This is a genomic window from Ligilactobacillus ubinensis, from assembly GCF_024160875.1.
Classification (GTDB): domain Bacteria; phylum Bacillota; class Bacilli; order Lactobacillales; family Lactobacillaceae; genus Ligilactobacillus; species Ligilactobacillus ubinensis.
The window spans coordinates 10579-37005 of record NZ_JAIULA010000022.1 but is presented as its reverse complement, the minus strand read 5'-3'; the positions used below and the strand labels follow the sequence as shown (position 1 = coordinate 37005).

Sequence of the window (26427 nt, the reverse complement as noted above, 5' to 3'; positions counted from 1 at the left end):
TCAAATGTTAATGGCAGCGCTAACTTAATGAGGAATTTGAGCGTTTTTTAAGCCTAAATAACGTTCTTTGAGTTCTTTTTCATAACGCCCATTTTCCTTTGGTTGGTAATAGTGAGCATTTTTTATTTTGTTAGGCAAATATTGTTGTTTAACCCAGTCATGAGCATAGTCATGCGGATATTTATAACCAACACCACGGTTTAGGTCAGCAGCACCCTTATAATGAGCATCTCGAAGGTAGTTGGGAATCTCACCATAATCACCTTTTTGAATATCTGTGATGGCAGAGTCAATTGCAACAATAGCAGAATTTGATTTAGATGAAAGACACAAATCAATTACAGCTACGGCAAGCGGTATTCTTGCTTCAGGTAATCCAATTTTTTCAGCTGCTGTAACAGCCGAAACAGTACGAGCAGCTGCTTGGGGGTTAGCCAGTCCAATATCTTCATATGCAATAGTTAGTAAGCGTCGATTTATACTAGGCAAATCACCAGCTTCAATTAAACGCGCCATATAATGAAGTGCAGCGTTAGCATCAGAACCACGAATTGATTTTTGAAAAGCAGAAATAACATCATAATGAGCATCGCCGTTTTTATCATGAACAAGTGCCTTACGTTGGACGCATTCTTCTATAATCTTAAGAGTAAGAAGTATTTCACCATTAGTAGATGGTGGGGTCGATTTGGCAGCTAATTCTAGTCCATTTAGAGCACTACGTAAGTCTCCATGAGTGACACGAGTTAGATGAAGGAGCGCATCATCTGTCAGTGTAATAGGTAAAGAACCTAAGCCGTTTTCTGTATCTTTTAGTGCTCTTAGAATAGCTTGCTTTACATTTTCTTCTGTTAAGGGTTTAACTTCAAAAATTTGAGTACGACTTCGGATTGCTGGGTTAATTGAGATGTATGGATTTTCAGTTGTTGCGCCAATGAGAATGATTTTACCACTTTCTAAATGAGGTAAAAGGAAATCTTGTTTAGGTTTTGTCAGACGATGAATTTCATCAAGTAATAAAATCACGGTGCCACTCATTTTAGCTTCTTCGACTACAACCTCTAAATCTTTTTTTGAATCAGTTGCAGCATTTAATGAACGAAATGCATACTGAGTAGAACCAGCAATGGCACTTGCTATACTAGTTTTTCCTGTTCCTGGAGGTCCGTATAGGATCATTGAAGAAAGCAAGCGTGCATCAACCATTCGTCTAATAATTTTTCCTGGACCAATCAGATGTTGTTGACCAACAATATCTTCAATCTTTTTAGGACGCATACGGTAGGCTAAAGGTTTCATTATATTTTTCCTTTCATCTAAATTATATATTTATTTTAACACAAATCCTTTTTCATTTTGGTCTCTTCAGTAAGTGTCTGTTATAATATAGAAAAAGATATGAAGGGTGAGAAAAGTGGAATTTGACGAGATTGGCAGACAAATAGAAAATAGCTATTTAACAGATTCATTACAGCATTTTGCTTGGCAAATTGAGCAATGTGTTGAAATATGCAACTCAAATGGGCAACAAGTGATTGAACCACTTTCAATTTTTAAAAATGATTGTAAATATTTAAAACAAAATAAAAACAACTTGATAATGTGTACGAGAGAAGTCCAAGATTTAATTGGAGTTAAGGAAGAACTTAAGTTACAAGAAAATATTTTTATTAAAAGACTAGATTCAAACAAACTACTTTGGCCATTTAGTATGGGATTATTTAAAAACTCACAAGAAACATTAGGAGCAAAGATTCGTGTTATGCTTCCAGAGTTATTATTTAAAGAAATGTATGAGATAACTTTTAAAAAAGCTGGAATAGACTATGTTGATTTTAGAAATCAAGTTTATTTAAAAATCGCGCAACAATTAATTGCTAATAGATATGTATTTACATATTTTTTTGGTGCAACGCCATTTAACTGGTTGAATGGTCAAAAAGAAAATAGTAGTTCTCCACAACGAAGCGTAGCTAACTATTTGAATCCGGTTCAATTAAAAGAAGTAAAAGCGTTAATGTATACGAATCTAGATGCTTATTTGGATAGTCAATCTCCCAATTCAACGTTAGATAATATTGTGATAAAAACACAGAACTTTTCTAGAAAAGAAAGAAAACAGGCAATTGAATGTTTAGAAATTAGAGGATGTGATTTCAACCCTAATAGTGAGTTACGGATTGATAATGTAATGTTGACTTTTATTAATGTTGTTGTAGGTTATTTTTTGATGACTCCAGGAATACAAAACGTTGATTTGCAAAATGTATTGAATGAAAGAAGAGAATTAAATCAAAAAATTGCGACAGAAAATCCTTTTGCTAAAACAGAGCAATATACTAATTTACGCAAGTTTCTTGAAGAAATAAACAATTTTGCTAAAAAATATTCTTATCCAAATTGGCAAGAAGTATATAATGCTCTGAATAAACGGTTAAATTCTCCTGAAGAAACGCCGGCTGCTAAAGTCTTGCGGAATCAAGGAAATGCTGCAACATTAACGGATGCGATGTTACAGAAAAGAAATTTCAATTTAATAAAACTTGGACATTTGGATTACAATTCGCAAAGCATTCTTGAAGCTGCTATTTTAAGGGGCATAGATTTTCAAGTAATTATAGAAGAAAAAGGGATTGTAAAAATAGGTGATGTTTTACTAGCACATGGCCTGCAGACACCACACAATAGTGCTTTGATGCAAGAAATCTGGAGTGATAAGCAAAGTGCAAAGCAATTAATAGCAAGTATTGGATATCGAACGGCCAAAGGGTGGTGCGTCAGATCCTTGCAAGAATTAGATGGGTTATACTCACAACTAGAGAAACGTGCAGTTGTTGTGAAAAGTGCCACAGCAACATACAGTACGCAGACACAAGTTTTTCGGTTACCACCAACTGAATCTGAATTAAAACGCGCAGTTGCTAATGTGTTAAAGGATACTAAGCGAGTGTTAATTGAGCAAGTTGTCTCAGGAGCTGTTTACCGTGCATTAATAGTTAAGGGAAAAGTAATCAGTCTTATTGAGAGAATTCCGGTTAATATTGTAGGTGATGGAAGAAACTCAGTACAGAAATTAATCGAAAATTATAATAATAGGGTGTCTCTAACAAGGAAAATAAGGTTACAAAAAACAGAAATTAATTTGCTTAAAAAAAGAGGCATTGGATTAGAAAGGATAATCCCTCGTGGTACACAAGTATTATTACGCTACGATGCTACAGAAAAGACAGGATGTCAAACAGTTGAAAGTATAAACGAAGTTGATGAATCATATTTGGAAGAGTTAGCTAAAATGGCAGTAGGCTTAAAAATGGGCGAAGGTGCAATCGATATAATAATTCCAAACTTATATCAACCATACACAGCTGAGCATTCTGATAGGTTAGTCTTTTTAAACGCTCACTCAAATGCAGATTTTGAATTGCATGAAAATGTGCTGATGCAACCAAAACAAGATATTGGCAGCATGGTGTTACAAACGTTAATTGAATAGTTTTCTAAAAAATCTGATTAAGAGAACAGGTTACTTAAAACAAGACTTAGAAGTATGATTTTAAGTAATATTGTTTGATAGCTATCGGATTTTTTATTTTGGAAAATAAAAAAGCATCGAAACATAATAGCTTCGATGCTGGGACTTTAATGCAGATTATTAAAGTTTGTTATAGTATTCAACAACAAGAGCTTCATCAATGTTTGCATCTAATTCATCACGTTCTGGTAAACGAACAAGAGAACCTTCCATTTTGTTTTCATCAAATGAAACAAATGGAGCGCGACCAACAACTGATTCTAAAGCTTCTTTAACGATTGTTAAATTCTTAGAACGTTCACGTAATGAAATAACTTCACCTGGTTTTACTTCATATGATGGAATATCAACACGTTTGCCATCAATTGTAATATGACCATGGTTAACTAATTGACGAGCTTGACGACGAGTAGTTGCTAAACCTAAACGGTAAACAACATTGTCAAGACGACGTTCCAAGAGAATCATGAAGTTATCACCATGCTTACCTTCGCGAACTTTACCAGCTTTTTTGAATAAGTTAGCAAATTGACGTTCTGAAACACCATAAGTCATACGTAGCTTTTGTTTCTCGCGTAATTGCATACCATATTCTGATAATTTACGACGATTATTTTGACCATGTTGACCTGGTGCGTATGGACGACGAGCTAATTCTTTACCTGTGCCAGAAAGAGAAACGCCTAAACGACGTGAAATTTTCCAACTAGGACCTGTATAACGTGACATTAAAAATTCCTCCAATATTTTTGTTGGAGTAAAATAAGCTGTATGAGTTTAGTATTCGTGCATTTTATTTTGCGTGTTCACCCTTGCAGCCGAAGGGGTACTTATCGGACCTTATGGCAATAAAATGTTGACGAGCTTACCACTCACTGCTGCGTTATTTTACACAAACGCAAGCATAGCAGTTTTACATGTAATTGTCAAGGTAAATTTATAGTTGAGGGTAGATGTTGCAGTAAAACTTGTACAAATTCTTTAATTAAGGCTTCATCTGAAGCTTTAAAGCGATTAAGTATGGGTGAATCTATATCGAGTACACCTAGCTTTTTTCCAGAAGAAAGTGTTAGCGGAACGACTAATTCTGAATTACTTGCTGAGTCACACGCAATATGACCAGCAAATTCATGAACATTAGCAATCCGTTGAATATTTTGAGTTTTAAGTGCTGTTCCACATACACCAGATCCATTAGCAATATGCATACAGGCAACATTACCTTGAAAAGGCCCAAGAATTAAAGAATCAGTTTTTTCAGTGTATAAATAAAACCCAACCCAATTAATATCAGCTAATGTAGAGTTTAATAGTGCTGCTGCATTTGCTAAATTAGCAATTACATTTGTTTCGTTTTCCAATAGTGCGTCTAATTGTTGAGCGACAAGTGATAGTTCCATATGAGTTCCTCCGGATTAATTCTTTTTTAATATACAATATAATGGTATAATCAAGAATAGATATATTTTATGCTTGATTGAGTAATTATGCAATTATTTAAGTGTATGCAAATGAGGTCAAATTGATTTTATTTTCGATTTGGGATAAAGGATGGGATTTAAATGGTAGCAGTTTTGGTTGGAATCGTTATTGTTGCGATTGTGTTTTATTTGGGTGTGGTCTATCTTCAACGCGCAAATAACTCACGTATTAACACCATAGAAGAATTGACTGCAGAATTGGAGAATAATTCACAAGAAGCTGAATTAGCTGCAATTAGCAAGTTGAATTTAACAGGTGAAAGTTTAACGGATTTTGACAAAATTGATAAAGAATATCGCTTTTTAGTCAATAAAAACCTACCTACATTAGTAGAACAAACTAAAGAAATTAAAGAAGCTAATCAGAGATTTAATTTTTTTGCTGTCCACCAAGACTTAAAAAATCTAGAATTAGATGCTGAATTAGTATTAAAAAAAGCTGACGATATTAATGCCGGAATTAAGGCAATTCGTTTAAGAACTAGAGAACATCAGAAAAATGTAAATAATTTACGTAATGAATACCAAGATATCCGAAAAAAATTGTTAGCTAAGAATTTTTCGTATGGACCGGCAATTGATCGTTTGGAAAATGATTTTGCGGATTTAGAAAAGAGTTTTAAAGAATACAATAATATTGCAGAGAGTGGCGATTATGTAAAAGCGGCCAAAATACTTATTTCTTTGAAGAAAAATGTTAAAACAATACAAGTGGCGCTTCAGGATATACCGCCTTTATATAAAAACTTACATAATGTTTTTCCAAAGCAGATTGAAGAATTAGAAGATGCTTTAGAACGTTTAGAGAGTCAAAAATATAAATTTACGAAGAATGTTCACGATTTACTTGCTAATATTGACGCTTTATGTGATACCAACTTAGAAAATATAAAAATACTTGATTTACCGAGTGCTAAGAGTGTGGATTCTGAGATAGTAGTAGCCATTGATGAAGTATATACATTATTTGAGAGTGAATACACAGCACGAAACCGAGTTGAAAAAAAAGTTGACTATTGGAATGATTTTCTTAAGCATGCAGAAAAGCAGCAACATGAATTAGTTTTGGAATTAGATCGCTTAGAACAAAACTATGTTTTAAATCATAATGAAAATGATGATACGTTAGCTTTAGCAGCAAATTTAAAAAAGCTAAGAAAAGAGTATACGGATTACACTGCACATGTTAGCGAAGAAGGTGCTATATATTCGCAAATTTGGGAAAAGATTCAAAATGCATTGAATGAGTTAACTGAGATCGAAAAAGAACAAAAGCGGATAAATGACAGTGTTTCAGGACTTTGGAAAGAAGAAAAGCAGGCATGGACAGCTGTGAATCAATTTGGAGTTGATATTTTGCAATATCGACGTGAAATTGAAAAATTAAACTTACCTGGGTTAAGCAAAGAATACCTAGATTATTACTACCGTGTAAGTGATGAAATTGATGCATTATATGCAGATTTAAACCATGTAAAAATAGATATAGATGAAATTACCAAAAATATGATTGATATTCAGTCTGATTTAGATTCATTAGAAGAAAGAACAACTGAAATAATTGATAGTTCAAGGTTGACGGAAGAAATGTTGCAATATTCAAATCGTTATCGAAATCGGTATCCTGAGGTATTACAAGCATATCAGGATGCAAAGCAGTTGTTTGAACATGATTATGATTATGTAGGCGCACTCGATGCAATTGCACAGGCTGTTGATACAGTTGAACCTGGGGCATACCAAAGAATAGCAGATCGATACAAAGCACAGAAGAGATAATAAAGAGTTAAATCTAAAAATTTAATATAGCGGTAAAAGCATAACTTGGTAAGAAGGAAAGGGTGTAAGCATCTGACCTTCTTGTTTTATTGTTAGGCCAGACAAAGTTCAGAATAGTGAGATAGTTGCTTGTTTTTTTAAAATTTTCTAGTAAAATATTTGTTAACTATAAGTAAGGATTAAGAAGGGTGAACATGATTTATTTTGATAATAGTGCAACTACTAAGATAGCGCCAGAAGTATTAGAAACATACACAAAAGTAAGTCAACAAGTATGGGGAAATCCCTCCTCTTTGCATAAAATGGGAGAGAGTGCTTATAACTTGTTGGAACAATCACGTAAACAAATTGCGACATTGCTCAACTGTCAGCCAAATGAAATTGTTTTTACAAGTTGCGGTAGTGAAGGCGATAATATGGTGATTAAAGGAACTGCATTTGAAAAACAGCAGTTTGGAAAACATCTGATAACGACAAGTATTGAACATCCAGCGGTTTTAAATACAATGGCACAATTAGAAAAACTTGGTTTTGAAGTAACATACTTACCAGTTGATAAGAATGGGCAAGTAAGCGTTCAGGATGTTAAGGATGCTTTACGCAAGGATACAATATTAGTTTCGGTGATGGCAGTTAATAATGAAGTAGGGGCAATTCAACCGCTAAATGAAATTGCAGAATTATTACAGGAAAGACCTAAGATTCATTTTCATGTTGATGCCGTACAAGGTATTGGAAAAGGTATTCAAGAATTAATAATGAATTCACGTGTTGATTTTATTACTTTTTCAGGACATAAGTTTCATGCCCCACGCGGAACAGGGTTTATTTATAAACGTCAAGGACGAAAATTAGCACCTCTTATAGCTGGTGGCGGACAAGAAACAAACCAGCGAAGTGGGACCGAAAACTTACCTGCTATTGCAGCTATGAGTAAGGCATTACGCTTGTTATTAACCAATGAAGGTGAAAAAGTAGCTAAGCAGCAAGCTGTTAGACAAGCAATTTATCAACATGTGACAAGCTTTTCTAAAGTGACAATGTTTTCACAATTAAATGATAATTTTGCACCACATATTCTATGTTTTACAATTGATGGTGTACGGGGCGAAACTATTGTACATGCCTTTGAGAAATATGATATATATATTTCAACGACTAGTGCATGTTCTTCAAAAAAAGGAACAGTTTCAGGGACGCTAAGTGCAATGAAGATACCTGAAAAGATTGCTACTTCAGCAATTCGTGTTAGTTTAGATGAACATAATACATTGGCAGAAGCAACTGAATTTAATCGAGTTTTTGATATTTTATATAAGCAGTTTGAAAAAATTAATTCATAGGAATGAAAGGATTGTTCAATGAAATATACTGAAATAATGGTTCGTTATGGCGAACTTTCTACAAAAGGAAAAAATAAACGTAGCTTTATTGATAGACTTGCAACTAATGTACGGCAAAGTTTACATGATTTTCCTGAATTAGTAACTAAAGCACATCGAGATAGGATGCATATTCAACTAAATGGTGAAGATTCCAGAAAAGTAATGCAACGTTTAGGTCAAGTTTTCGGAATTCAAAATTTTTCACCTTCAATTAAAGTTGAACGCGATGTAAAAGAAGTGGAAAAAGTTGCTGTTGAAATGCTACAAGAAAAATTTCACGCAGGCGTTACCTTTAAAGTTAATACACGCAGATCAGATCACCAATTTATTTATGATACTAATGAACTGAATGATATGATTGGCGGATATATATTAGATAATATTCCCGGAATTAAAGTTAAGATGAAGAATCCTGATTTTATTTTACGAGTAGAAGTCCGTTTAAATGGAATTTTCTTGTCATACGAAACCATAAATGGAGCTGGTGGTCTTCCAGTTGGCACAGCTGGCAAAGGAATGTTAATGCTTTCTGGTGGCATAGATTCACCGGTTGCTGGATATTTAGCAATGAAACGCGGTGTGGACATTGAGATGGTGCATTTCTTTAGTCCACCATATACAAGTGAACAAGCCTTGAATAAAGCTAAAGAGTTAACCGCCAAATTAACACCATATGTTGGCAGTATCCGATTCATTGAAGTTCCGTTTACAGAAATTCAAGAAACAGTTAAACATGATGTGCCCTCCGGTTATTTAATGACTGTACAAAGGCGTTTTATGTTACGTTTAACAGAAGCATTAGCCCAGAAACGTAAAGGACTTGCAATTTTTAATGGTGAAGCATTAGGTCAGGTTGCTTCGCAAACATTAGAAAGTATGGCTGCAATTAATGATGTAACAACAATGCCAGTTATCCGTCCGGTTGTTTCAATGGACAAAAATGAAATTATTAAAATTGCACAGGAGATTGATACGTTTGACCTATCAATAATGCCATTTGAGGACTGCTGTACTATTTTTGCACCACCAGCACCAAAAACAAAGCCGCGTATTGACAGAGCCCGTGAATATGAAAAACGGTTAGATGTAAATGGACTTATGCAACGGTCTTTAGATGGTGTTAAAATTACTGAAATTAAAATTGGCGATGAATTTATGAATGAACAAGAAGAATCATTTGCACAATTATTATAATTGTCTTGACGTTATTTAATTTCAACGCTAAAATACACGTATAAGCAATGAACAAGAGTGGAAAAACAAATTATGTGTTACAGAGAATAATTCAGCAGCTGAGAGAATTTGACCATATGTTTTTCTTGTAGCTTGGGAGCTGTCATTTTGATTTAAAAAGTAGAAATGACCGGATGCAAAAATTCGTTAACAAGAAAACAAGTGGGGTTTAATAACCCAATTTAGGTGGTACCACGGCACTGTCGTCCTATTTATGGATGATGGTGTTTTTTTATGCTTGTTTAAAGTAAGAAAGGAAGATGAATATGGCAAAAGAAATACCAACAAAATATGATCCAAGTAAAGTTGAACCAGGCAGATATCAAAAATGGGTTGATGCAGGTTTATTTAAACCAAGTGGTGATAAGAAAGCAAAACCTTATTCAATTGTAATTCCACCGCCAAATGTCACAGGCAAACTCCATCTTGGACATGCATGGGACACAACATTACAAGATTTAATTATTCGACAAAAGAGAATGCAAGGATTTGATACACTATGGTTGCCTGGAATGGATCACGCAGGTATTGCTACCCAAGCAAAAGTAGAGGCTCGTTTAGCTGAAGATGGAATTTCACGTTATGATTTGGGACGCGAAAAATTCGTCGATAAGGTTTGGGAATGGAAAGGTGAATATGCCGATATTATTCATAATCAATGGGCTAAACTAGGATTATCACTTGATTATGATCGTGAACGATTTACCTTAGATGAAGGTTTATCTAAAGCTGTTCGAAAAGTATTTGTTTCTTTATATAAAAAAGGATTAATTTATCGTGGAGAATATATAATTAACTGGGATCCAAAAGCTAGAACAGCATTATCAGATATCGAAGTTATTCACGAAGATGATAAAGGTGCATTTTATCATGTTAAATATCCATTTTTAGATGACACGACATTTAACGGCAAAAATTATATTGAAATAGCAACGACACGTCCTGAAACTATGATGGGCGACGTAGCCGTTGCTGCTCATCCTGATGATGAACGTTATAAAGATATTGTTGGTAAAACTTTAGTCTTACCATTGCAGGGACGTCATATCAAGATAATTGCTGACCAATATGTAGATCCTGAATTTGGAACTGGGATGGTTAAGATTACACCAGCACATGATCCTAATGACTTTGAGGTAGGTAATCGTCATAATTTAGAACGTATTAATACGATGAATGAAGATGCCACCATGAATGCTAATGCAGGTAAATACGAGGGAATGGATCGTTTTGACGCTCGTAAAGCAATTGTTAAAGATCTTGAAGACCAAGGATATATGCTAAAAATTGATCCAATAGTTCATAGCGTTGGTCACTCTGAAAGAACAGGTGTTCAAGTAGAAGCACGTTTGTCAACCCAGTGGTTTGTTAAGATGAAACCATTGGCGCAAGCAGCTTTAGCTAATCAAAAAAATGCTGATAGAGTAGATTTTGTGCCATCACGCTTTGAAAATACCTTTACACAATGGATGGAAAACATTCATGACTGGGTTATTTCACGGCAATTATGGTGGGGACATCAAATTCCTGCTTGGTATAATAAAAAATCAGGTGAAATATATGTTGGTGAAGAGGCTCCAGCTGATATTGAAAATTGGGAGCAAGATAAGGATGTTTTAGATACATGGTTTTCAAGTGCTCTTTGGCCATTTTCAACAATGGGTTGGCCTGATACCGAGGCGCCTGATTTTAAGCGCTACTTCCCAACTGATACCTTAGTAACAGGCTATGATATTATCTTTTTCTGGGTTTCGCGGATGATTTTCCAAGCACTTGAATTCACGAAGCGACGTCCATTTAAACATGTTTTGATTCATGGATTGATTCGAGATGAGCAAGGTAGAAAGATGAGCAAGTCTTTAGGTAATGGAATTGATCCAATGGATGTCATTGATAAGTATGGAACTGATGCATTACGGTGGTTCTTGACAAATGGTTCAACACCTGGTCAAGATATTCGTTTTTCATATACAAAGATGGATGCATCTTGGAACTTTATTAATAAGATTTGGAATGCAAGTCGTTTTGTTATTATGAATCTTTCCGACGATACAAAGCCTGTTTTGCCACCCAAAGAAGACTGGCAATTAGCTGATAAATGGATTTTGAATAGATTAAACAGCACGGTTTGTGATGTAACTAAATTTTTTGATAGTTTTGAATTTGGTGAAGCAGATAGAGCATTGTATAACTTTATTTGGAATGATTTATGTGATTGGTATATTGAGATGGCTAAGAATAATCTTTATGGTGATAATGAAGGCTTAAAGAAAAACACACAAAATATACTGTGCTATGTCTTAGATCAAACATTACGATTATTGCATCCAATTATGCCATTTGTAACTGAAGAAATTTGGCTTTCTATGCCGCATGAGGGAACATCACTTGTTACTGCCAATTATCCAGTTGCTAAGGACGAATTAATCGATGAAAATGCAGATACACAAATGAGTATTCTTATCGAATTGATTAAGGCAGTACGGAATACGCGAGCTGAGGTTAATGCACCAATGTCTAGTGCAATTGATATCTTGATTAAAACACAAGATGAAAAGGTAAAATCAATGCTAGAGTCTAATAAAGACTATCTTGAACGTTTTTGTCATCCAAAAGAATTAAGAATTAGTGCTGATGTTGAAGCTCCTGCTTTAGCAATGACATCTGTAATTACTGGTGCTGAAGTCTATATTCCATTAGGCGATTTGATTGATCTTAAAGAAGAAATTAATCGCTTGAAAAAAGAAGAACAAAAGCTTGTTGGTGAAGTGACAAGAGCGGAAAAGAAATTATCTAATGAACGTTTTGTAGCCAATGCACCTAGCGAGGTTGTAGCAGCTGAGAAAACAAAATTAGCAGATTATAAAGCTAAAAAAGATGCAACAAACAAGCGGATATTGGCTTTGCAAAAGGAAATTTAAATTTTAATTGTTTAGGCTATTAGGATAATAAATACTTTGAATATTGAGGCGCAATATGGAACAAGAAAAAACATTGATTTTTGGTCATCGAGGTTATCCAGCAAAATTTCCGGAAAATTCATTAGCTGGCTTTAAGTATGCTTGTGAACATGGAATTGATGGAGTTGAATTTGATGTTCATTTAACAAAAGATGGCATTCCAGTGATAATGCACGATGAAAAAATTGATCGAACAACTAATGGAACTGGTTTAATCAAGCAAATGAGTTTTGAAGAATTGAGTAATTTTAGATTAGCCAATGGAGAAAAAATTCCAAAATTAACAGAACTTTTAGAGCTGTTAGTTGGACGAGATTTGGTTGTTAACTTAGAATTCAAAACAGATAAAATAGCGTATCCAAATATCGAGAGAACGGTTTTAACAATGGTTAACAAATTTGCCTTATTAAATCCAGTAATATATTCGTCATTTAACTTACAAACATTAAAGAATTGTCAGAAGATTTTACCGGCTGAACAATACTGTTGGTTAACAGAGTCAAAAGTGAAAGATCCAATTACTTTTATTGCGGAAGAAAAATTAGCTGGACTACATCCTAAGCACTACCTAGATGAGAATATAGTTCAACGTATTTGGACAATTGATGATGAAAAAACAGCTCGTTTTTTATTATCTAAACATGTTGCTGGTATTTTTACTAATAGATTTGAACAAATGATGCAATTAAAACATAGCATGGATAATAGTTAGTCTAGATAGTATTCTAGATAAAAATAAATACCGCAAATCGGCATTATCGACGATTTGTGGTATTTATTTTTTATTACTTTCTACTGTTAATTTTATCCCAGTGGCTTTTCCTTCTAAGATGTCGATTACTATATCAATAATGTTTATACCATATTTTATTACTAACTTAACTAAGCGCAGATTTAGTTCAATACTTAATCCTGTAATAGTAAGTCCCAAGGCGGCTGTGCTCTTAAAGATATCTTTTCCGCGTTGTTGAATGGTTTTGAAAAAAATGAGATCCTGCTTGGTATCCTTTAAATAACGAGCAATTTTGTATGCTTCAGTATACATCTCTTGTTCAAATTGTTTTTTATCCATAACTATTACCTCCACGTATATTTTAACTTCAGAATAAGCTACATAATATACGTTGTCAATTAAAAATCAAAATTAAGATTTAAACATTAGACATAGGTTTTATTTTAAGTAATCGTTTTGCGATAATTAGAGCAATAAATGCCTTTAGTGTATCTCCAGGGATGAAAATCATACTGGATAATATGGCACTATATATTGAAATTTGTGTTGCATAAGCTAACCAAAGTGCACCGGTGAGATCGACAAATAAAACACCAGCTAGCCAAACAATAAAAAATTGGGAGTAGCTGTTTTGAATTGGAAATTTTTGTAATCCTAACGATGTAAAAAAAGGTACAAATAACCAAGCAATAGCATAACCAGAAGATGGACTAGTAATGGCTGCTAAAGTAAGGCTACCAGAAAAGGTAGGAATAATTATTCCGACTAAAAAAACAAGGATAATTGCAATTGTGCCTTTTTTTGCCCCCAATAAAATTCCAGCAAGCATGACACCCAAATTTTGGAGGACAAGTGGTACAGGTATGAAACCTAAAGGAATAGGTGGTATAAAACCGAGAATAACGATAACAGTTGAAATTAAAGCAATATTAAGATTGTTTTGAATACGTGATTTTTGCATTTTTTCTCCTAACAAATAAGATGATTGATATAAAATTATAATAGATAATTCTAAAAACAATGTCAACCTTAATTTTATAAATAGTTAACGTAAAGCGAACATAATTTCACTTTTTATTGCTTTAAGGTATAATAACGGTAATGATTATTCGAAGGGTGTGTGAATTCAGTTTGAAAATTCTACATACAGCAGATTGGCATATTGGGAAAAAATTATATGAGTATGACTTATATGATGAGCAAAAATATGCTTTTCAACAAATTAAAGAAATTGCTAATAAGTATGCAGTTGATGCAATTGTAATTGCTGGTGATTTATATGATCGTAGTATTCCAAGCGAACAGGCAATTAGGTTGCTAGAGTCAATGTTGGTAGATTTGAATATCGAAAATGAATTTCCGATAATTGCGATTAGTGGAAATCATGATTCAGCACGTAGATTAGGTGCAGCAAAGCGTTGGTATGAAGCGAGAAAGTATTATTTAAGAACAGAGTTGACCGTATCAGAAACAGGAGTGCGAACGCTAGATGCTGTTGAATTTGCAGATACGCAATTCTTTTTGGTTCCTTTCTTTAATCCCAAAAGCACGCGAAGCTATTTTAATAACGAAAAAATTGAAACAATGAGCGATGCGATGAAATGTGTTGTTGCAGAATGTAAAAAGCAATTTAAGCCAAACAAAGCACATGTTTTAGTTGGACATTGTTTTGTTGCGGGTAGTAGCCATGAAGATTCTGAGATACAAAGTATGGTTGGAGGCTTAGATGAGGTTCCAGTTGATATCTTTAAAGATTTTGATTATGTCGCTTTAGGTCATTTGCATAATAAAAATGCCTTAAAAGCAAAAAATGCGAAATATAGTGGTTCACCAGTTAAATTTTCTTTATCAGAAATCAAAAATCAAAAAGGTGTTTATATCTATGATACGTTAACCAAAACAGAAGAATTTGTAGCTTTAAAGGATAAAACGCCAATTGTAAAAATTGAAGGAAGTTTATACGAATTATGTCAGCCCTCAAAATATCGGGCTGTTCCAGATAATGCATTTGTTTTTGTAACGCTTACTGATCGTGAGGTTATTCCGACTGTGATGCAACAACTAAAACAGTGTTACCCACGTGTAGTCCATGTAGAAAGAAAATATGGATTAATTGCATTAAAAGAGAACACGATTAATTTATTAGAGGCTAAATTGACACCATTTGAAGTGACAAGTCAATTTTTTAGTCAAACACAAGATAGAGAACTAACCACTCAAGATAAAGATGTATTACAAAAAATTATTGATGAAGTTTTAGAGGAGGATCAACAATGAAACCAATGAAGTTACATATGCAAAACTTTGGTCCTTACGTAGATGAAACAGTTGATTTTATGGATTTTTATGCCAGTCCGCTTTTTCTAATTAGTGGTAAAACGGGCAGCGGTAAAACAACAATCTTTGATGGTATGTGTTATGCATTATATGGAAAAACATCTGTAGAAGTTGGGGCACGCAGTGGCGAAGAAATGCGTTCAAAATTTGCTCCTGAAACAGAACCTACGCTGATTGAATTTATCTTTGAGCACAATGGTGTGATTTACACTGTTAGTAGAAAAATGAAAGTCACTCGTGGCGGGAATTTAAAAAATGAAAAACCAGATTTAATATATAAAACGGATGATAACAAGCAAGAAGTTATCACAGGAATCACTGCTGTTAATAAAAAAATAGAAGAACTTTTAGGTTTAGATGTTAAACAATTTAAGCAAGTTATTTTATTACCGCAAGGTGAATTCGCTAATTTTTTAAGTGCGAATGCTAATAAAAAGAGCGAACTGTTGGAGAGGTTTTTTGATACAGAAATCTATAAAAGAATAGAAGAAAAATTAATTTTTAAAAGTAAAATGTTAGCTGAAAAAATCCAGCAGAAAAATAACTATATTACAAAGGAACGACAAAGTTTTACTTTCGAAAATGAATTAACAAACATGGAGTGGCTAGATGCAGTTTATTGCGAAATAGAAAGCAAAAACACTTTGAAAAGCCAGCTAAAACAGCAAGAAAAAAAGCTTGAAGAAATGAAAGACACATTAACTGAACAAAAGATCCGTCAAGAAACTATTCAGGCTGATTATAGAAAATTAAAAGAATTTCAAAAAGAAAAAGAAGAACTAAAGGAAAAGACACCTGAAATAACGAAAAAACAAGAAAGATTAAAGCAACTTTTATGGGCTCAAAACAACCAGGAAAATTGGTTAATTATGACTCAAAATAAAAAACGTAAAAATGAGCTTGAACAAAAAATTTTAAAGAATCAGCAATTAATACTTGAATGTAAGCAACAACAAGAAAGTTTAGAATTGAAAAAACCCAAGATTACAATAATTATTCAGGCTAATGAAGACTATACGCAAAGAAAAAAGACATTACTAGAAATTTTACCATTTTATGCAACTGCAACCGAACAAAAGCTAAAACTACAAGAAACAGAAAATAAAATGAACAAAAAGCAAATAACATTGCAACGCTATGAGCAAAAAATGATGCAGGTAGAGAATAAAGTAGCTGAATTAAAAAAAGAATTGGTAAAGTACGATGACTTAGATGAATTGCAAGAAGAATTATTGTTGTCAAAAAATGATTTAAAGGAATTATTACAAAAAAACAAACAGTTAAGTCAATTAATTAAAGAAGTTCAAGAAAACCAGTTGAAATTAGATTCATTAATAAAAGAAGAGCTTGCGACTAAACAAAGAGTTATTGAGAGACAAGAAATATATGCAAAATTGGATGATGAATATACACGTACGCAGATTATTAGATTAACAAAAAAGCTCAAGCCAGGCCAACCATGTCCCGTTTGTGGTGCTGTAGAACATCCAGCAATTGCTTTAAAAGAGGACTTAAAAGAAACTGATTTAGCAAAATTAGATAAAAATTTAGCAATCAGTAAGGAGCAATTAGAAAGAGAAAAACAGCTATATAATCAATTAGTGGGAAAAATAGACGTACAACGGCAAAAACTGCAGCAGATAAAAGGAAAATATCAATCTGAGATAAGTGATTTTTTGAGCAGCTATGCATTAACTGATGAAACACAAATCAATAAATTTATACAAGCAAAAAAGAATAAAAATGCAGAATTTGAAGAAAAATTTGTGGTGAAAAAAGAAACAAGTACTAAAATGAATAACCAAGTGAGTGATTTAAATAATAATCTTGAAGAATATCGAAAACAAGCAGAAACACTAAAGCAAGTGGTTACAGAATTAAATCAAGTAAGAATTAAGCAACAAGTTAACTTTGAAAATACGGTAACACGATTAGATTCACATTTTTCTGATGAAATTAAGATAAAAGCCGAAATTAGTAGATTAAGTGAACAGCAAACAAAAAATAAAGCACAAATTGAAGAATATCAGAATTTAGTGAATGAAGTTAGTCGTAAACAAGCCGTAGCGCGCGACAACATAACATCGAGCACAACTGAAAAAAAACAAGTTGAAAAAGAAATTGAAGTAAGTTTAGACAAATTGGAAATAGCTTGTAAACAAGCAGATTTTAGTGCGAGTTTAGAATTACTAGCAGAATTACGCAAGCATCTTTCTGAAATTGAAATTGTGCGTAGCAATATTATGGAATATGAGCAGCAAGCTAAATTTGTTGAAGAAACATTGTTAGATTTAAAGCAAAGATTAGAAAATGTTCAAATACAAGATCTTGCAGAAATAGGCGAAAAGCTTAGTGAGATAACACAAAGCTTGGTTGAAAAGCGTCAGCAATTGGGACAACAAGAAATAGAGTTAAGTGCTTTACAAAAAAGTGCTACTAATATTGCAACAGAGCTCAAAAAAAATGATGAATTAACAAAAAAGTATGAGCAACTAATCACATTAACTGAACCAATTCAAGGAAAAGGTCAAGGAAAACTTGACTTGCAACGTTTTGTATTACAACAGCATTTTCAAAAAATAATAGTAATTGCAAACCAAATCATGAAAAATTTAACGTTAGATAGGTATGTCTTTCAAATCAATACAGATAGTCAGGTAGGAAGTGGAACTAAGGCGGGATTGTTGCTTGATGTAATTGATAAAACGACTGGTGAAAAAAGATCGACGGAGACTTTGTCAGGAGGAGAAAGTTTTATTGCCTCACTTTCGCTTGCATTGGCAATGGCAGAAACGATTCAAAACGAAAATGGTGGTATTAGTATTGATGCACTTTTCATTGATGAGGGTTTTGGTAGTTTAGATGCGGATTATTTAAGTAGAGCAATTGAATATTTGCAAACAAATGAAGATGAAAATAAAATGGTAGGAATTATTAGCCATGTAACAGAATTAAAATCGAGTATTCCAGATAGACTGCAAGTTGCAAATCAAGATGGTAAAAGTAAAATAGCATATATTCATGAATAAAGGGAGGGAGAAAAGATGACATTAGGTTTTATATTAGGTACAGCAGCTGTTAATCATGAGCAAGTGTTGCTTGAGCAATTAGCAACGTGGCGCAAACAAAATCCAACTGATAAAAGCTTTTATATTGTTCCTAATCATATAAAATTTGAAACAGAAGTTAGTGTATTAGAATATTTACGTCAGCAAGATTCAACGGCTAAAGGTTTATTTGCAACAACAAACACTCAAATTTTTTCCTTTTCACGCTTAGCATGGTATTTTCTTAAAGATCATCGGACAATGCAAGGGCGGCACTTAACTGAAACGGGATTAACGATGATTGTGGAGCATATCTTACAAAAGTTGGATAATCTTTATGTATTTAGTAGTCAAAAAAAGCAAATTGGATTTGCAAAAAAATTAGCGACGCAATTATTGGAGATTAAAACAGGTGGCTATACGCCTGAAAATTTGGAAGATTTAGCAAAGGGCTTAACTGATAATACAGGTGATTTAAAGGCTAAATTGCATGATTTAGTGTTAGTATATCGTGAATTTGAACGTTTGGTAAAAGATGATTATGTTGATAGTGCAAAAGTGATGTTACAACTAGCAGAATATTTGAACACAGCTGATTTGAGTACTAGTTCATTTATTATTACTGGTTTTGAAAAATTTACAGCGCTTGAGATTCAAATCTTAATGATTTTAGCGAAACGAGCTAAGAATGTCCGAATCAGTTTAATTATGGATAAAAAAAGTGCGTTAACGTACCAAGACGATGGAACGGGATTGTTTAAACGCTCTCAAAAAATATATCATTACCTGTGTGATTGGGCACAACAACGACAAATACCAATGGAACCAGTTATATTTGCAAGTTCAAAAAGAGTTAGTACAGGGCTAGAAAACCTAGCTAACTATTGGCAAGAATCAGTTTCTTATGGACCTGTAAAAAAACAAAAGTCAATAGATAATGATGTAGAGATCCATGAGTTACCAGATAGGATAGCAGAAGTTCGCTTTGTTGCAAGTCAGATTAGACAAGCAGTATCAAAAAACCACTTTAAGTATCGCGATTTTTTGATTTTAACACCTGATATAACGAAATATACTAATTTAATTGAACCTGTGTTTAAGCAGTATCAAATTCCACTTTTTATGGATTCAAGTAAATCAATGTCAAACCACCCGCTAGTTGAATTTTTAGAGGCGCTATTTGATTTGATGCGGCATCGAAATCTGTATACTTATCAAGAAATGATGCGATTATTAAAGACAGAACTATTTATTCCCAAATTATACGTTAGTGATTATAAAAATAAATCAGAGTTAATTCTCCAACAATCAGAAGACACTTTTCGTGAAACACTTGATTGGTTGGAAAATTACTTGTTAAAAATGGGAATTAATTTACGGCGCAGTTGGGAAACAAAAAAGGTTTGGATAGTTAAGAACTTAGGTCAACGTGCACAAGAGTCAAAACAGGAACTGTTAGAGCGAGAATTGAAGTTAGTGCACAATAAAAATGCTAATCTGATAAAAGATGAGGTAGCAGGATTATTAAATTATTTTTGGCATGAACTTGATAAAGTTAAGACTAATCGAGATTTTGCTAAAGTGCTTATTAACTTTTTAACACGTGCAGGTGTACCGCAAAACTTGGCTTATTTACAAAATAAAATGCAAACAAATCTAAAAAAGCAAAGCAATTTGACAATGCAGACAACAGCTCAAGATGCGACACAAGCAGAGCAAGTATGGAATACATTTTGTGATTTGTTAGATGAATATGTTTTAGCGTTAGGCGATGAACCATTTGATCAAGAAAATACAGTTGATATCTTTAAAAATGGCTTTGATTCTGCAACTTACAAACAGGTACCTACAACGTTAGATCAAGTAATTTTTTCAAAAACAAGCATTATGCAAAGAAATAATCGAAAGCAGGCTTTTATTATTGGTGTGAACGATGATGTGATGCCTGCACACTTTGAAGATGCTAGTTTATTAACAGAACAAGAGCGAAAGAAAATTGAAGATGAAGAAAGTAATCCGACTAAATTTCTAAATGAGCGTTCAACTATAATGATGGCAAATGAACCTTATCAGAATTATTTAGCTTTCATGACACCGACTAAAAAATTATGGTTTACATACCCATTAAATGATAGTGAAGGAGAATTGCTAGAGATCTCACCATATGTAATCCGAATTGCCAAGGCATTTGATATAAAAATTAATAAAAAGAATGATGTATATACTTATATTGGTACACCTAGAACGATATTAACTGATGTAATGGATAAAAGTCGAATTGCATTTCAAAGTGACATTGATTTAGCTGAAATTTGGCGAGCTATCTTACAATATGAATTAGCTACTTTACCTAAGCTTAGCAAAAAATTGCTGATGAGTTTAAAATACAAAAATGAAATTTTACCGAATACACCAAATACAAACGGACACAAGCAGCTGATTCAAGAATTAGTGCGCGAATTATATAAGCATGGTGAAAAAACATATATGTTTGGCTCAATTTCGCGGTTAGAGAATTTCTATTCAAATCCATATGAATTTTTCTTAAAATATGGACTTCGCTTAAATAAGCGTGCGACATTTGAAGTAACAAGTGCAGATACAGGAACATATTTTCATAGTTTGTTAGATCAATTCATTAAAGTTGTCCATGATCAAAAAAGGTATATTCGTGAATTGAGCAGCCAAGAGTTTGATGGAATAATGCACGTGGCGATTGATAAAGTGCATGAGTTAAATAAACAACAAAAAACAGCAATTTTTGATAATACGGCACGAATAGTGTTTCAAAGAAAACAACTAGAAAAAAAGGCATATCAAGTCGCACAAACATTGTGGAAACAACGAAAAGATGACTCGAGTTTGACCTTACGTTCGGAAACAACATTTGGTTTTGGTGGTGCAACAGAGTTAGAAGGACTTGTTTTTCCAGAAAATCAAAAATTTGGCAGTGATTTATCACTGAACCTACAGGGACGAATTGATCGGTTAGATTTAGTTATAAGCGATTTACAACGCAAGTATCTAAATGTTATTGACTACAAATCGGGTAATATTGATATCAAATTAAAAAACTTTTTGACTAAGGCATTAAATGGACTTTCATTACAGTTGCTGACATACTTAGCAGTTTTACAAAAGGAAAATAATCAAGCTAAGTTAATCCAAATGTTGAAAGAAACAAATCCAAACGTCCAATTGGATGCAAAGAGTGAGTTAGAACTTGGAAGCACAACTTATCAAAACTTATTTGGGCCTAAGTTTAAATTTGAAGACTATCGCGAAGTTTTGAACGAAAACAAAAACTTTGAAGAATTATTTATGCAACAATATCAGTATAGAGGTTTGTTTAGAGGCGAAAAAACAAAGGACGATGATTTGTTAAATGCATTAGACCAAAGATTAGCTAATGTATCGAATAAGAGCTATCTATATAATTTAAAGCAACAAAAAAATGGCTATAAAGCAAGTCACGGTAGTCAGATTTTAACGTTGGATCAGATGCAAACATTGATTGACCTAGATTTATTGAAGATAGATGAAGCCCGCAAAGATATTTTTAATGGTGTGATTGATTTACGTCCATTTAAATTAGGTGATGATGCTAATGGGTTACAATATAGTGATTATCAGCCAATTATGGTATTTGATCCTTTGGTGGGTAACGAATATAAACAGATTGTACCGTTAACGGATACGGATGCTTGGCGAAAAATTATTGCAACAGTGCAAGAAAGGAAGGCAATAGATGAAAAGTAAATTTGAACTACGAGCAACTAAACAGCAATTAGAAGCTTTTAAAGATGAAAGTTCAAATATCTTAGTTGCTGCATCTGCTGGTTCGGGGAAAACCGCGGTATTAGTTGAACGTATTGTCTATAAGCTTGTAGGTCATTATTTAGAAGATGATGACAGCGATGAACGAAACTTGTTGCAAAACATTGAAAACTTACTGGTAGTGACTTTTACTAATAAAGCAGCAAAACAAATGAAAGACCGAGTGGAAAAAGCATTACGGGAACGTTTAGTAGCAATTGAGCAGTTGCAAAAAACAAATCCCACTAAGGCTAAAACAGCACTTTCTCATATTCATAAGCAGCTGCTGACATTGAATATTTCTGATATCAGTACAATGGATTCTTTTTGCTCACGCTTATTAAAACGATATTATTATGCTTTAGATATAGATCCAGACTTTAGAATTTTGGCAGATCAAGCTGAGAGTGAAATGATTAAGGCTGATGTTTGGGAAAAAGTGCGCGAGAAGTATTATCAAAACTTAGCTGAAAACTTAGAAAAGAAAAAAGCTGATAGTTTTTTACAAGTATGCCAAATGTTTAATACAGGAAAAGATGATGATGCGTTAACTGATATTATTATGAGTATGGATACATACGCAAATGCAAATGCCAATCCGGATGAATGGTTAGAACATTTAGCTGACTTATATATAAGTGAAGGCAATATCGAAGATTCAAATTTATGGCAAGAATATTTATTTCCTGATGTTAAGCAACAATTAACCCAAATTGAAAAAAGGGCACATGCTAATTATGAAGCATATCAGAAGTTTGATGAAAAAATGCGAGTGTTTTGGGAAAACACAGTTTTTGGTGCATATTTTGAAGGAAAAACGAAAGCAAAGCAAAATTATGACCAAGATATAAAAAAACGATATACAAAATTTGAAGAAATAAAAGCAAGTTTTGAAAGACAGGCACGTGAATTAGCCAATTTAAGTGCCCATTGTCAGGAATATACGTATGAAAAGTTGCAAGAACAATTACAAATTGATTTCAAAGTACCTACTTTACGTGCTGCTGGAAAGAGTAAGGGAGATTATCCTGCTGATTTAGTTGATGTATGGAAAAAAATTAAAAGCGAGAAAGATGCCATAAGTGATGACATAAATAAATTGACTAAACGCTATTTTTTATATACAAAGACAGAGTTTAAAGAAGTGTTAGCTGAATCTTATCAGGTTGTAAAAAAGTTAGTTGAAATCACACGTGTGTTTAAAACGAGTTATAAAAAAGAAAAAATGCATCGGCATCTTCTGGATTATAGTGATATGGAACATTTAGCTTTGGAATTAATGACTGGTAACAGTGAAGAGAAAAAAAGAATTCAGCAAGCACTGCAAGCTAAATATACAGAAGTAATGGTTGATGAGTATCAAGATACTAATGGGTTACAGGAAGCTTTATTAAATGCAATTGCTCAAAATAAAAATTGCACATTTTTTATGGTGGGTGATGTTAAACAGTCAATTTATCGTTTTCGGTTAGCCGATCCAAGTTTATTTATTTCTAAGTATCATAGCTACAAGCAAAATAGTACAAGACATAAACTGATTAAATTACCTCAAAATTATCGTTCAGCCAAAAATGTTACTGATTTTACTAATCTAATTTTTACACAGATTATGGATGAAAAACTAGGTGAAATAAATTACGCAGATGACAAATTGATTTCTGCAAACGAAGAATATGCAAAGAATATGCTCCTTTCGAAAATTCCAACTGAAGTTTTGATTTATGAAACTGATGATAAGAAAATGGATGAGAAAGAAAACACTCTTGATTTTACGATTGATTCTAAAGAGCAAGCACAGATTGATATAATTAGCGCTAAGATAAATGAGCTTGTGGATAAAAAAGATATTTATGATCGTGAATTGGGCAGTATGCGTAAAATAAAGTATCAGGATATTGCCATCTTAGCCTCAACACATAGAGATGGGGCATTGATTGCAGAAGAATTTAAGAAGCAAGGGATTGCAATTAGTGTTAGCGATACAAACAATTATTTTAAGACAACTGAAATTCAGATAATGCTAGCCTTATTAAAAATTATTGATAATCCACATCAGGACATTCCATTAGTTGCGGTATTACGGTCGCCATTATATGAATTTGATGAAAATGAATTATCATATTTACGTATTATGAAAAAAAATGGTGATTTTTATGGAACTTTAAAGCATTTTAAAATGATATTTGAAAACAATCAGGATAAATTATTTAGGTTTAAATTAGATAATGACTTTATGTTTGAAAAAGAATTGGCAGATAAAGTTAACACCTTTTTAAACGATTTAGCAATTTTTCGTGAATTAGCACGTACAAGTGAATTAGCTTCGTTGATTTGGAAAATATATGAGCAAACTGGTTTTTTAGAATACGTAAGTGGAATGCCGGGTGGAGCACAACGTTTAGCAAATTTACATGCGTTATATGAAAGGGCAGCAGACTACGAAAAAATAAGTTATAAAGGTATTTTTCAGTTTTTAAGATTCATCCAACAAATGCAAGCCAATAATGATGATTTAGCTGAATTAGAGGTTCATCAAGATAGCAATGCAGTTAGTTTTATGACGATTCATAAAAGTAAAGGTTTGGAATTTCCAATTGTTTTTTTAATTAATACGTCTACACAATTTAATATGCGAAATATTAATAATAACAGTTATATTTTAGATGATAAATTGGGTATGGGAATTAAATTAATAAATGAAGAAACTAATTTTAAAGCAGATATTCCTGAAAATGTGACAGTAGTTGCACCTTCAATGGTATATGAAGTTATCAAACAAAGACAGCATAATTTAGCTTTAGCAGAGGAAATGCGAAAACTATACGTGGGATTAACACGTGCAGAGCAACGCTTATATATCGTTGGATATTGTAAAGATGCCCAAGAGTTGCTCACAAGTTGGAATAAGAGTACTTCACAAGATCAGTTAGTATTAGATGAAAAGATGCGTGCAGATGTATCAAAATATATAGACTGGATAGGTCTTGCTTTAATGAGACATGCTAATCTCATTGAGTATGTTCAAGCAGCTACTGATAGAGATCTTGACTTTGATTTTGAAACTGTAGGCAATAATTCAGCTAAGCTCGCTCAGGTGCCATTTAAAGTCGAATTTTGGAATAAAGAGGAAGTTCAGGCGAGTTTAAGCCAAGTAATTAATGAGACTGGTATAAATAATGCAAAAAGGCCTTTTGCGGAATGGGAAAAAAAGCAGTTAGAGAAAACTGATGTAGACATAGAAGAAATAAAAAATATTTTAGAGTATAAATATCCTGATATTAAATTGACGCAGACAACTGCTTATCAAGCAGTAACGGATATTAAACGCTTATTTGATGATCCAGATAATAGTTTAATGGATAATATTGAAATCACAAATCTATCTGGAGCAAAACTGAACTTCAAAACAGCAGAAAAAGATAATTTCAGTTATGGAAATCATCCATTTAAAAGACCAGAATTTATTACTACGGAAATTAATATTACACCACGAGCTGTGGGAACGGCGACACACTTGATTTTTCAGCATTTACCATTAACGATGGAGATAACAGCGAAGGTAGTCCAAGAAACAATTGATAAGTTAAAAAAGGCCAAATTAATTACTGATGAATTAATTAAGCAGGTGAATATTGAAGGAATTATCCAGCTTTATCAAACTAAGCTTGGATTGGATATTCAGCAAAATATGAAAAGAGTAGAGCGTGAAATGCCTTTTTCGTTAATTTATCCAGCAAGTGGTTTGTTTGATAGTTTAGATACAGATAGTGATTATCCAATTTTAATTCATGGAATAATTGATGGCTGTTTTAAAGACAGTCATGGCGAAATAACAATCTTTGATTACAAGACAGATCATGTGACACCTAAAAATAATATTAAGAAAATCAAAGAAAATTATCAAGGTCAACTTAATTTATATTCGTTAGCCTTACAAAGCATTACGGGAAAAAAAGTAGCACATCGCTATTTATATTTGGTAGATAGTGGGCAGGTTATTGAACTTTAATTGTATAAATTAGTTAGACAACAAAAAAACTATTAGTTAATTGCTTTTATGAATTGTTCCACAGTCTGGGTTTGTTCTCCCTTTCTTCGGTTTGTTTCATTAATGGGCAATAGTT

At 33.1% G+C, this 26427-nt stretch carries 15 protein-coding genes and 1 other annotated feature; of the genes, 10 read left to right on the top strand and 5 right to left on the bottom strand.

What is annotated here, in order from left to right; genetic code table 11:
* Positions 1–24: 24 nt before the first annotated feature.
* Positions 25–1302, bottom strand: coding sequence for a replication-associated recombination protein A (locus tag LB941_RS10005; RefSeq protein WP_253361784.1), 1278 nt, complete (start codon positions 1300–1302; stop codon positions 25–27).
* A 112-nt stretch (positions 1303–1414) separates the two neighbouring features.
* Here LB941_RS10005 and LB941_RS10000 point away from each other — a divergent pair, with 112 nt between their 5' ends.
* Positions 1415–3493 (top strand): hypothetical protein, encoded by a 2079-nt coding sequence (locus LB941_RS10000; protein WP_253361761.1) that lies wholly within the window; start codon positions 1415–1417, stop codon positions 3491–3493.
* A gap of 159 nt (positions 3494–3652) precedes the next feature.
* On the opposite strand, the gene rpsD is transcribed toward LB941_RS10000, so the two are convergent.
* Positions 3653–4261 (bottom strand): 30S ribosomal protein S4, encoded by a 609-nt coding sequence (gene rpsD, locus LB941_RS09995; RefSeq protein WP_253361759.1) that lies wholly within the window; start codon positions 4259–4261, stop codon positions 3653–3655.
* A 197-nt stretch (positions 4262–4458) separates the two neighbouring features.
* Positions 4459–4932, bottom strand: a complete 474-nt coding sequence (gene msrC / locus LB941_RS09990) for a free L-methionine (R)-S-oxide reductase MsrC (protein ID WP_253361757.1) — start codon at positions 4930–4932, stop codon at positions 4459–4461.
* Positions 4933–5094: 162 nt separating this feature from the next.
* Between msrC and ezrA the strand changes: the two genes are divergently transcribed.
* The 5 genes from ezrA to LB941_RS09965 all read left to right on the top strand — a co-directional run bounded on the left by ezrA (position 5095) and on the right by LB941_RS09965 (position 13082).
* The gene (gene ezrA / locus LB941_RS09985) at positions 5095–6792 is read left to right on the top strand and encodes a septation ring formation regulator EzrA (protein ID WP_253361754.1); all 1698 of its coding nucleotides are present in this window, start codon (positions 5095–5097) and stop codon (positions 6790–6792) included.
* Between the two features lie 194 nt (positions 6793–6986).
* The gene (locus LB941_RS09980) at positions 6987–8135 is read left to right on the top strand and encodes a cysteine desulfurase family protein (protein ID WP_253361752.1); all 1149 of its coding nucleotides are present in this window, start codon (positions 6987–6989) and stop codon (positions 8133–8135) included.
* 18 nt (positions 8136–8153) lie between these two features.
* A complete protein-coding gene (gene thiI / locus LB941_RS09975) occupies positions 8154–9371 on the top strand; it encodes a tRNA uracil 4-sulfurtransferase ThiI (protein WP_253361749.1) in 1218 nt (405 codons plus the stop codon).
* Positions 9372–9409: 38 nt separating this feature from the next.
* Positions 9410–9624 (top strand) — a binding site (T-box leader).
* Positions 9625–9676: 52 nt separating this feature from the next.
* Positions 9677–12331: a valine--tRNA ligase gene (locus LB941_RS09970; RefSeq protein ID WP_253361747.1), complete on the top strand. Its 2655-nt coding sequence runs from the start codon at positions 9677–9679 to the stop codon at positions 12329–12331.
* Positions 12332–12386: 55 nt separating this feature from the next.
* Entirely contained in the window at positions 12387–13082 is a 696-nt protein-coding gene (locus tag LB941_RS09965) for a glycerophosphodiester phosphodiesterase family protein (protein ID WP_253361745.1), read from the top strand.
* A gap of 63 nt (positions 13083–13145) precedes the next feature.
* Here the strand turns inward: LB941_RS09965 and LB941_RS09960 are convergent, their stop codons facing one another.
* Positions 13146–13442 (bottom strand): hypothetical protein, encoded by a 297-nt coding sequence (locus LB941_RS09960; protein ID WP_253361743.1) that lies wholly within the window; start codon positions 13440–13442, stop codon positions 13146–13148.
* Between the two features lie 79 nt (positions 13443–13521).
* A complete protein-coding gene (locus tag LB941_RS09955; RefSeq protein ID WP_253361741.1) occupies positions 13522–14064 on the bottom strand; it encodes a biotin transporter BioY in 543 nt (180 codons plus the stop codon).
* A 170-nt stretch (positions 14065–14234) separates the two neighbouring features.
* Between LB941_RS09955 and LB941_RS09950 the strand changes: the two genes are divergently transcribed.
* The 4 genes from LB941_RS09950 to addA are packed head-to-tail and all read left to right on the top strand — an operon-like array spanning position 14235 to position 26312.
* Complete coding sequence (locus LB941_RS09950) at positions 14235–15380, top strand: exonuclease SbcCD subunit D (RefSeq protein WP_253361739.1); 1146 nt, start codon at positions 14235–14237, stop codon at positions 15378–15380.
* Positions 15377–18469, top strand: a complete 3093-nt coding sequence (locus LB941_RS09945) for an AAA family ATPase (protein ID WP_253361737.1) — start codon at positions 15377–15379, stop codon at positions 18467–18469. The genes LB941_RS09950 and LB941_RS09945 overlap by 4 nt, the downstream gene beginning before the upstream one ends.
* Before the next feature lie 15 nt (positions 18470–18484).
* A complete protein-coding gene (locus tag LB941_RS09940; protein WP_253361735.1) occupies positions 18485–22246 on the top strand; it encodes a PD-(D/E)XK nuclease family protein in 3762 nt (1253 codons plus the stop codon).
* Complete coding sequence (gene addA, locus LB941_RS09935; RefSeq protein ID WP_253361733.1) at positions 22236–26312, top strand: helicase-exonuclease AddAB subunit AddA; 4077 nt, start codon at positions 22236–22238, stop codon at positions 26310–26312. The genes LB941_RS09940 and addA overlap by 11 nt, the downstream gene beginning before the upstream one ends.
* The last annotated feature ends 115 nt before the right edge of the window (positions 26313–26427 follow it).

Excerpts from the sequence above, each read along its gene's own strand:
- rpsD (WP_253361759.1), bottom strand. The coding sequence starts at position 4,261 with ATGTCACGTTATACAGGTCCTAGTTGGAAAATTTCACGTCGTTTAGGC.
- msrC (WP_253361757.1), bottom strand. The coding sequence starts at position 4,932 with ATGGAACTATCACTTGTCGCTCAACAATTAGACGCACTATTGGAAAAC.
- ezrA (WP_253361754.1), top strand. The coding sequence starts at position 5,095 with ATGGTAGCAGTTTTGGTTGGAATCGTTATTGTTGCGATTGTGTTTTAT.
- LB941_RS09980 (WP_253361752.1), top strand. The coding sequence starts at position 6,987 with ATGATTTATTTTGATAATAGTGCAACTACTAAGATAGCGCCAGAAGTA.
- thiI (WP_253361749.1), top strand. The coding sequence starts at position 8,154 with ATGAAATATACTGAAATAATGGTTCGTTATGGCGAACTTTCTACAAAA.
- LB941_RS09970 (WP_253361747.1), top strand. The coding sequence starts at position 9,677 with ATGGCAAAAGAAATACCAACAAAATATGATCCAAGTAAAGTTGAACCA.
- LB941_RS09965 (WP_253361745.1), top strand. The coding sequence starts at position 12,387 with ATGGAACAAGAAAAAACATTGATTTTTGGTCATCGAGGTTATCCAGCA.
- LB941_RS09960 (WP_253361743.1), bottom strand. The coding sequence starts at position 13,442 with ATGGATAAAAAACAATTTGAACAAGAGATGTATACTGAAGCATACAAA.
- LB941_RS09955 (WP_253361741.1), bottom strand. The coding sequence starts at position 14,064 with ATGCAAAAATCACGTATTCAAAACAATCTTAATATTGCTTTAATTTCA.
- LB941_RS09945 (WP_253361737.1), top strand. The coding sequence starts at position 15,377 with ATGAAACCAATGAAGTTACATATGCAAAACTTTGGTCCTTACGTAGAT.
- LB941_RS09940 (WP_253361735.1), top strand. The coding sequence starts at position 18,485 with ATGACATTAGGTTTTATATTAGGTACAGCAGCTGTTAATCATGAGCAA.
- addA (WP_253361733.1), top strand. The coding sequence starts at position 22,236 with ATGAAAAGTAAATTTGAACTACGAGCAACTAAACAGCAATTAGAAGCT.